The organism is Streptomyces sp. NPDC059456, assembly GCF_042750055.1.
Classification (GTDB): domain Bacteria; phylum Actinomycetota; class Actinomycetes; order Streptomycetales; family Streptomycetaceae; genus Streptomyces.
In genome coordinates this window covers 1-7,913 of the sequence record NZ_JBHYVA010000387.1, presented here as the reverse complement: position 1 = coordinate 7,913, position 7,913 = coordinate 1, and the positions used below count along the sequence as shown (strand labels likewise).

Annotated in this window: 7 protein-coding genes; 6 read left to right on the top strand and 1 reads right to left on the bottom strand. The window is 68.1% G+C overall.

The window, feature by feature from the left end; all coding sequences use genetic code 11:
• Positions 1 to 56: 56 nt before the first annotated feature.
• Positions 57 to 2,789, bottom strand: a complete 2,733-nt coding sequence (aceE, locus tag ACFXA3_RS27680) for a pyruvate dehydrogenase (acetyl-transferring), homodimeric type (RefSeq protein WP_385191129.1) — start codon at positions 2,787 to 2,789, stop codon at positions 57 to 59.
• Positions 2,790 to 3,238: 449 nt separating this feature from the next.
• Between aceE and ACFXA3_RS27675 the strand changes: the two genes are divergently transcribed.
• The 6 genes from ACFXA3_RS27675 to ACFXA3_RS27650 all read left to right on the top strand — a co-directional run bounded on the left by ACFXA3_RS27675 (position 3,239) and on the right by ACFXA3_RS27650 (position 7,779).
• Complete coding sequence (locus ACFXA3_RS27675) at positions 3,239 to 3,664, top strand: DUF3052 domain-containing protein (RefSeq protein WP_054222640.1); 426 nt, start codon at positions 3,239 to 3,241, stop codon at positions 3,662 to 3,664.
• 151 nt (positions 3,665 to 3,815) lie between these two features.
• Positions 3,816 to 4,274, top strand: a complete 459-nt coding sequence (locus tag ACFXA3_RS27670; RefSeq protein WP_376202523.1) for a peroxiredoxin — start codon at positions 3,816 to 3,818, stop codon at positions 4,272 to 4,274.
• Between the two features lie 213 nt (positions 4,275 to 4,487).
• The gene (locus ACFXA3_RS27665; protein ID WP_030869027.1) at positions 4,488 to 5,063 is read left to right on the top strand and encodes a TerD family protein; all 576 of its coding nucleotides are present in this window, start codon (positions 4,488 to 4,490) and stop codon (positions 5,061 to 5,063) included.
• A gap of 158 nt (positions 5,064 to 5,221) precedes the next feature.
• Positions 5,222 to 5,797, top strand: coding sequence for a TerD family protein (locus ACFXA3_RS27660; RefSeq protein WP_030160469.1), 576 nt, complete (start codon positions 5,222 to 5,224; stop codon positions 5,795 to 5,797).
• 25 nt (positions 5,798 to 5,822) lie between these two features.
• Complete coding sequence (locus tag ACFXA3_RS27655; protein ID WP_385191127.1) at positions 5,823 to 6,938, top strand: DUF475 domain-containing protein; 1,116 nt, start codon at positions 5,823 to 5,825, stop codon at positions 6,936 to 6,938.
• Positions 6,939 to 7,038: 100 nt separating this feature from the next.
• Positions 7,039 to 7,779 carry a Tellurium resistance gene (locus tag ACFXA3_RS27650; RefSeq protein WP_385191125.1) on the top strand — a complete coding sequence of 247 codons (741 nt, stop codon included), beginning with the start codon at positions 7,039 to 7,041 and terminating at the stop codon, positions 7,777 to 7,779.
• Positions 7,780 to 7,913 lie beyond the last annotated feature (134 nt).

Sequence of the window (7,913 nt, the reverse complement as noted above, 5' to 3'; positions counted from 1 at the left end):
CTCCCGCACACCCCGGCCCGCCGCCGCTCAGCCGTCCGACCGTCCGCCCCCTGACCTCAGGCGTCGCCGCCCGCGGAGCCCGGGTCGGCCGCCGCGACGTCCAGCAGCCGGTACCGGTCCACCGCCTGCTTCAGCGCCGAACGGTCGACCCTGCCCTCCTTGGCCAGCTCGGTCAGCACCGCCAGCACCACCGACTGCGCGTCGATGTGGAAGAAGCGCCGGGCCGCGCCGCGCGTGTCCGCGAAGCCGAACCCGTCCGCACCCAGCGAGGTGTACGCACCGGGCACCCACCGCGAGATCTGGTCCGGGACCGAGCGCATCCAGTCCGAGACCGCCACGAACGGCCCCTCCGCACCCGACAGCTTCCGCGTCACGTACGGGACGCGCTGCTCCTCCTCCGGGTGCAGCAGGTTGTGCTCCTCCACCTCGACGGCCTCGCGGCGCAGCTCGTTCCAGGAGGTCGCCGACCAGACGTCCGCCCGGACGTTCCACTCCTCGGCCAGGATCCGCTGGGCCTCCAGCGCCCACGGCACCGCCACGCCCGAGGCCATGATCTGCGCCCCGATCGAGCCCGCCGAGCCCGCGGACACCCGGTGGATGCCCTTGAGGATCCCGTCCACGTCCACGTCGGCCGGCTCGGCCGGGTGCTGGATCGGCTCGTTGTAGACCGTCAGGTAGTAGAAGACGTCCTCGGCCTCCGGCCCGTACATGCGCCGCAGACCGTCCTGCACGATGTGCGCGATCTCGTACCCGTACGCCGGGTCGTACGCCACACAGCCCGGGTTCGTCGACGCCAGCAGCTGGGAGTGACCGTCGGCGTGCTGCAGGCCCTCACCCGTCAGGGTGGTCCGGCCGGCGGTCGCACCCAGGACGAAACCGCGCGCCAGCTGGTCGGCCATCTGCCAGAACTGGTCACCCGTGCGCTGGAAACCGAACATCGAGTAGAAGACGTAGACCGGGATCAGCGGCTCGCCGTGCGTCGCGTACGCCGAACCCGCGGCGATCAGCGAGGCCGTGCAGCCCGCCTCCGAGATGCCGTCGTGCAGCATCTGGCCCGTCGGGGACTCCTTGTACGCGAGCAGCAGGTCGCGGTCTACCGCCTCGTACTGCTGGCCCAGCGGGTTGTAGATCTTGGCGCTCGGGAAGAACGCGTCCATGCCGAAGGTGCGGTACTCGTCCGGGGCGATCAGCACGAACCGCTTGCCGATCTCCTTGTCCCGCATCAGGTCCTTCAGGATGCGCACGAACGCCATGGTCGTCGCGATCGACTGGTGGCCCGAGCCCTTCTTGGCCGCCGCGTACGCCTTGTCGTCCGGCAGCTGCAGCGGCTTCGCCCGCACCACGCGCGTCGGCACGTAGCCGCCCAGCGAGCTGCGCCGGTCGTGCATGTACTGGATCTCCGGCGAACCCGGGCCCGGGTGGTAGTACGGCGGGGCGCCGTTCTCCAGCTGCGCGTCGGTGATCGGGATGTGCAGGCGGTCGCGGAAGCGCTTGAGGTCGTCGACCGTCAGCTTCTTCATCTGGTGCGTCGCGTTGCGGCCCTCGAAGTTCGGGCCGAGCGTCCAGCCCTTGACCGTCTGCGCCAGGATCACCGTCGGCTGGCCCTTGTGGGCCTTGGCCGCCGCGTACGCCGCGTAGATCTTCTTGTGGTCGTGGCCGCCGCGGCCCAGGTGCAGCAGCTGCTGGTCGCTCATGTTCTCGACCATCGCCCGCAGCCGCTGGTCGTCGCCGAAGAAGTGGTCGCGGATGTACGCACCGGTCTCGGTCGCGTACGTCTGGAACTGGCCGTCCGGCGTCGAGTTCATCCGGTTGACCAGGATCCCGTCGCGGTCCTGCGCCAGCAGCGGGTCCCAGGAGCGGTCCCAGATCAGCTTGATCACGTTCCAGCCGGCGCCGCGGAACTGCGACTCCAGCTCCTGGATGATCTTGCCGTTGCCGCGCACCGGGCCGTCGAGCCGCTGGAGGTTGCAGTTCACGACGAAGGTCAGGTTGTCCAGGCCCTCGCGAGCGGCGATCGACAGCTGGCCGAGCGACTCCGGCTCGTCCATCTCGCCGTCGCCGAGGTACGCCCAAACGTGTGACTTCGAGGTGTCGGCGATCCCGCGCGCCTCCATGTACCGGTTCATCCGGGCCTGGTAGATCGCACCGAGCGGGCCGAGGCCCATCGAGACGGTCGGGAACTCCCAGAAGTCCGGCATCAGCCGCGGGTGCGGGTAGCTGGACAGACCGTACGGGGCCTTCGACTTCTCCTGCCGGAACGCGTCGAGCTGCTGCTCGGAGAGCCGGTCCAGGAGGTAGGCGCGCGCGTAGATGCCGGGGGAGGCGTGGCCCTGGAAGAAGATCTGGTCGCCGCCGTCGCCCTCGTCCTTGCCCCGGAAGAAGTGGTTGAAGCCCACGTCGTAGAGGGAGGCGGAGGACGCGAACGTGGCGATGTGGCCGCCGACGCCGATCCCGGGACGCTGGGCGCGCGAGACCATGACGGCCGCGTTCCACCGGGTGGCGTTCAGGACCTTGCGCTCGATCTCCTCGTTGCCCGGGAAGAAGGGCTCGTCCTTGGTGGCGATCGTGTTGACGTAGTCCGTGCTGCGCATCTCGGGCACGGCCACGCGCTTCTCGCGGGCGCGCTCGATCAGCCGCAGCATCAGGTAGCGGGCGCGCTCACGGCCCCGCTCGTCGACGGCGGCGTCCAGGGAGTCGAGCCACTCCTGCGTCTCCTCCGGATCGAAGTCCGGGACCTGGCTCGGCAGGCCGCCAATGATGATCGGATTGCGATCGGATGCGGAAGCCACGCTGTTCCTTCGCTGTCAGGGGAGTCGTGCCATGGGGTTTCGCCGCCTCCCATCGTCTTACGCTCGGTCGGAATCGTCACCTGTACCACTGGGTAATCACTGGAGTCCGCGGCGATCCGGGAGAGCGGGCGGCGGCGCGTCCGGCCAAACCGCAACCTTACGCCCCGGACGATCACCGGGTTCGTAAGACCGTTCGGTCCCTCAAACAGGTAGGAAAGCCGGTAAGCGTTGCCGATGATGCCGAATGAGCTGGAATGGTGTGGGATGAATCACCAGAGGTGCACGCGGGAAGGCTGAAAGTTGCGGCGAGACGGCCGTAATCGTCACCGTTTCGACGGTCTCGGCGGCCGGGTACTTGCGCGATCCGCCGCGCCCGTGTGGACTACGCCCAATGCTGCGCGTACGCGCGCCGCCGAAGACATTCACCGAACATGAGCAGGAGGCACCCCGTGAGCGCGACCGCGGACCACGCGGAGAGCCTGGCCGCCCGGCTGGGTTTCCAGTCCGAACAGGTGGTCCAGGAGATCGGCTACGACGAGGACGTCGATCAGGATTTCCGTGAAACTGTCGAAGACCTCGTCAGTGAGCTCGCCGACGAGGACTACGACGACGTGGCCGACGCGGTGCTGTTGTGGTTCCGCGACGAGGACGGCGACCTGACGGACGCCCTGGTCGACGCGACCGAGCTGGTCGAGGACGGCGCACTGATCCTTCTGCTGACCCCCAAGACGGGCCGTGACGGCTACGTCGAGGCCAGCGACATCAGCGAGGCCGCCACGACGGCCGGCCTCTCGCTTGCCAAGGGCCTGCCCGTCGGCAAGGAGTGGACCTCCACCAAGCTCGTGACGCCGAAGGCCGCCAAGGCCAAGCGCTGAGCCGCACCCCGCAGCCAAGCGGACAAGCACCCCGTCGGCCGGAATCCGTTCCGGTCGGCGGGGTGCGTGCGTTGCGGACACCCGACCCGCCTAGGCTGGGGCCCACCCGAACAGCCCAATCCGGGGATGCGGGAACGAAGGGATGCGAGAGATGGCGATCGAGGTCGGCAGCAAGGCCCCGGACTTCGAGCTCAAGGACAACCACGGCGCCACCGTGCGGCTCTCCGACTTCCGCGGGGAGAAGGCCGTCGTGCTGCTCTTCTACCCGTTCGCCTTCACCGGTGTCTGCACCGGCGAGCTGTGCGAGCTGCGCGACCAGCTGCCGCGCTTCCAGAACGACGACGTCCAGCTCCTCGCGGTCTCCAACGACTCCGTGCCGACCCTGCGGGTCTTCGGCGAGCAGGAGAACCTCGAATACCCCCTGCTGTCCGACTTCTGGCCGCACGGCGAGACCTCCCGCGCGTACGGCGTCTTCGACGAGGAGAAGGGCTGCGCGGTCCGCGGCACCTTCATCATCGACAAGGACGGCATCGTGCGCTGGACCGTCGTCAACGGCCTCCCGGACGCGCGTGACCTGAACGAGTACATCAAGGCCCTCGACAGCCTCTGAGCACGGCCGGGCCGGACGGCCCCCCCCCGCGCACCCGCCCGCTCGCCGCACCGGCCGTACCCGCCGTACTTGCCGTACTCCGGGCGGGTTCCGGGAACCGTTCACCGGGAAAGACGCCGACAGGCGGGAACCCGTCACTAGGATCGAAGCGTTGATCCCGGTAGAAACCGCACGACGGGGCACCGCCCCACACATGAACCCAATGGAGGACCCGTGGGAGTCAGCCTCAGCAAGGGCGGAAACGTCTCGCTGACCAAGGCCGCGCCGAATCTGACGGCGGTCATCGTCGGTCTGGGCTGGGACGCTCGCACCACCACCGGTGTCGACTTCGACCTCGACGCCAGCGCGATCCTGACCAACGACCAGGGCAAGGTCGCCAACGACTCGAACTTCGTGTTCTTCAACAACCTGAAGAGCCCGGACGGCTCGGTCGAGCACACCGGCGACAACACCACCGGTGAGGGCGAGGGCGACGACGAGGCGATCAAGGTCAACCTGGCCGGCGTCCCCGGCGACGTCGCCAAGATCGTCTTCCCGGTCTCGATCTACGAGGCCGAGAGCCGCCAGCAGAGCTTCGGCCAGGTCCGCAACGCGTACATCCGCGTGGTGAACCAGGCCGACAACTCCGAGCTCGCCCGCTACGACCTCTCCGAGGACGCCTCGACGGAGACCGCCATGGTCTTCGGCGAGCTGTACCGCAACGGGGCGGAGTGGAAGTTCCGCGCCATCGGCCAGGGCTACGCCTCCGGTCTGCGCGGCATCGCCCAGGACTTCGGCGTCAACGTCTGAGCCTGCCAGCAGTCACCCGTCCGGCGCCGTGCACTGTGTGTACGGCGCCGGACGTGCTTTGCACCGCACCACCACAGCACCAGCACCACCACCGCACCACCGCCGGCCCGCCACGCGAGCGTGCCGCGATCACCACGTCGTCCGGGGAGGACCACAACATGGGCGTCACACTCGCCAAGGGGGGCAACGTCTCCCTCTCCAAGGCCGCACCGAACCTCACCCGGGTCCTGGTCGGTCTCGGTTGGGACGCGCGCTCGACCACGGGGGCCGATTTCGACCTCGACGCCAGCGCACTGCTGTGCCGCGACGGCCGGGTCCTGGGGGACGCGTACTTCGTCTTCTACAACAACCTGAAGAGCCCCGAGGGCTCCGTCGAACACACGGGGGACAACCTCACCGGCGAGGGTGAGGGCGACGACGAGTCGATCATCATCGACCTGACCAAGGTGCCGGTCGAGGTCGACAAGATCGTCTTTCCGGTCTCCATCCACGAGGCAGAAGCCCGCCGGCAGAGCTTCGGCCAGGTCAGCAACGCCTTCATCCGCGTGGTGAACGACTCGGACGGCCAGGAACTCGCCCGCTACGACCTCACCGAGGACGCCTCCAGCGAGACCGCGATGATCTTCGGCGAGGTGTACCGGTACGGCGGCGAATGGAAGTTCCGCGCAGTGGGGCAGGGGTACGCGTCGGGGCTCCGGGGCATCGCTCTAGACTTCGGGGTCAACGTTTCGTAAAGCCGTACAAGACGATGGGGTGCCAGTGGTTCTCAAAACCTTCGGCTGGTCGTTCGCAGTCACTGCGCTCGGTCTGGTCGCAGCGGTGTTCTACGGGGGGTGGACCGCATTCGGGATCGTGGCGATCCTGACCATCCTTGAGATCTCGCTGTCCTTCGACAATGCAGTGGTCAACGCCGGAATCCTGAAGAAGATGAACGCCTTCTGGCAGAAGATCTTCCTGACGGTCGGCGTGCTCATCGCCGTGTTCGGCATGCGCCTGGTCTTCCCCGTCGTGATCGTGGCCATCAGCGCCAAGATCGGGCCCATCGACGCAGTCGATCTGGCCCTGAACGACAAGGAGATGTACGAGCAGCTGGTCACGGACGCCCACCCGTCCATCGCCGCCTTCGGCGGCATGTTCCTGCTGATGATCTTCCTCGACTTCATCTTCGAGGACCGGGACATCAAGTGGCTCGCATGGCTGGAGCGCCCGCTGGCGAAGCTGGGCAAGATCGACATGCTCTCGGCGTGCATCGCGCTGATCGTCCTGGTCATCACCTCGATGACCTTCGCCACCCACGCCCACCAGCACGGCGGGGCCCACGTGGACAAGGCGCAGACGGTGCTGGTCTCCGGTGTCCTCGGCCTGATCACCTACATGATCGTCGGTGGTCTGTCCGGCTACTTCGAGAACCGCCTCGAAGAAGAGGAGGAGGCCGAGCACGAAGCCGAGGAGGAGGCCAAGAAGAGCGGCAAGCCCGTCACGGCCGTCGCCATGGCCGGCAAGGCCGCCTTCTTCATGTTCCTCTACCTCGAAGTCCTCGACGCCTCCTTCTCCTTCGACGGGGTCATCGGCGCCTTCGCCATCACCAACGACATCGTGCTGATGGCCCTCGGCCTCGGCATCGGCGCCATGTACGTCCGCTCGCTCACGGTCTACCTGGTCCGCCAGGGCACCCTCGACGACTACGTGTACCTGGAGCACGGCGCGCACTACGCCATCGGCGCGCTCGCCGCGATCCTGCTCGTCACCATCCAGTACGAGATCAACGAGGTCATCACCGGCCTCGTCGGCGTGGTGCTCATCGGCTGGTCCTTCTGGTCCTCCGTGCGCCGCAACAAGCGGATGGAACTGGAGGGTTCCGCCGCCGAGGCATGATCACGGCGGTAATGCGGAACGCTCCATCTGCGGGGCGGCCGGGCTTGGTCTGCGGACTGCCGGGCCGCCCCGCCCGCGTATTCAAAAGGGGGGTAGGGGAATGGGATTCTTCGACGGGATCAGGGGCAGCCGCGCCCTGCAGTTCGACTCGGGCAGCGCCTCGTCGAACGCGATCGAGCTGACCAAGCGGCATCCGACGGTCTCGCTCACCAAACAGGGCGCGGTCCACGGGAACCTGCGGGTCAACCTGTCCTGGCGCATGCGCAGCTCGGACATCGGTGCCCGCAGCGGCGAGGGCGGCCGGCTCCTGCGCCACCCGTTCAAGCTGTTCAAGCCCGACATGGTGCAGGCGCACACCCAGGGCATGGTCAACGTCGACCTCGACCTCGGCTGCCTCTACGAGCTGGCCGACGGCACCCGGGGCGTCGTGCAGCCGCTCGGCAACCTGCACGGTGACATCAACAGCCCGCCGTACGTGAAGCTCAGCGGCGACGACCGGTTCGGGGCGCCCTCCGGGGAGACGGTCTTCGTCAACCTCGACCACGCCGACGAGATCAAGCGGCTGCTGGTGTTCGTCTACATCTACGACCAGACCCCGGCCTTCGACCGGACGCACGCCATGATCACCCTCTACCCGATCACCGGACCGCGGATCGAGATCCCGCTGGAGGAGCGGCAGCCACAGGCCCGCTCCTGTGCGGTGCTCACCCTGGAGCACGTCAAGGGCGAGCTGATCGTCCGGCGCGAGGTGAAGTTCGTGTACGGGTTCCAGGCCGAGCTGGACCGGCTGTACGGGTGGGGCCTGCAGTGGGGGCGGGGCTACAAGAGCACCAAGGCCTGACCGGACCCCGGGCGAATGCCCCGCCCGGGCCCGCCCCGGCGCAGCCCGGCCCGACGCCGGCCAGCTCCGGCCCGACGGGGCCCGGCACCGGGACCCGGTGGCCTCAGCGGCGGATGAACTGCGGGCCCTGCACC

Coding starts and splice junctions, on each gene's coding strand:
- ACFXA3_RS27670 (WP_376202523.1), top strand. CDS start 3,816: ATGGCGATCGAGGTCGGCAGCAAGGCCCCGGACTTCGAGCTCAAGGAC.
- ACFXA3_RS27660 (WP_030160469.1), top strand. CDS start 5,222: ATGGGCGTCACACTCGCCAAGGGGGGCAACGTCTCCCTCTCCAAGGCC.
- ACFXA3_RS27650 (WP_385191125.1), top strand. CDS start 7,039: ATGGGATTCTTCGACGGGATCAGGGGCAGCCGCGCCCTGCAGTTCGAC.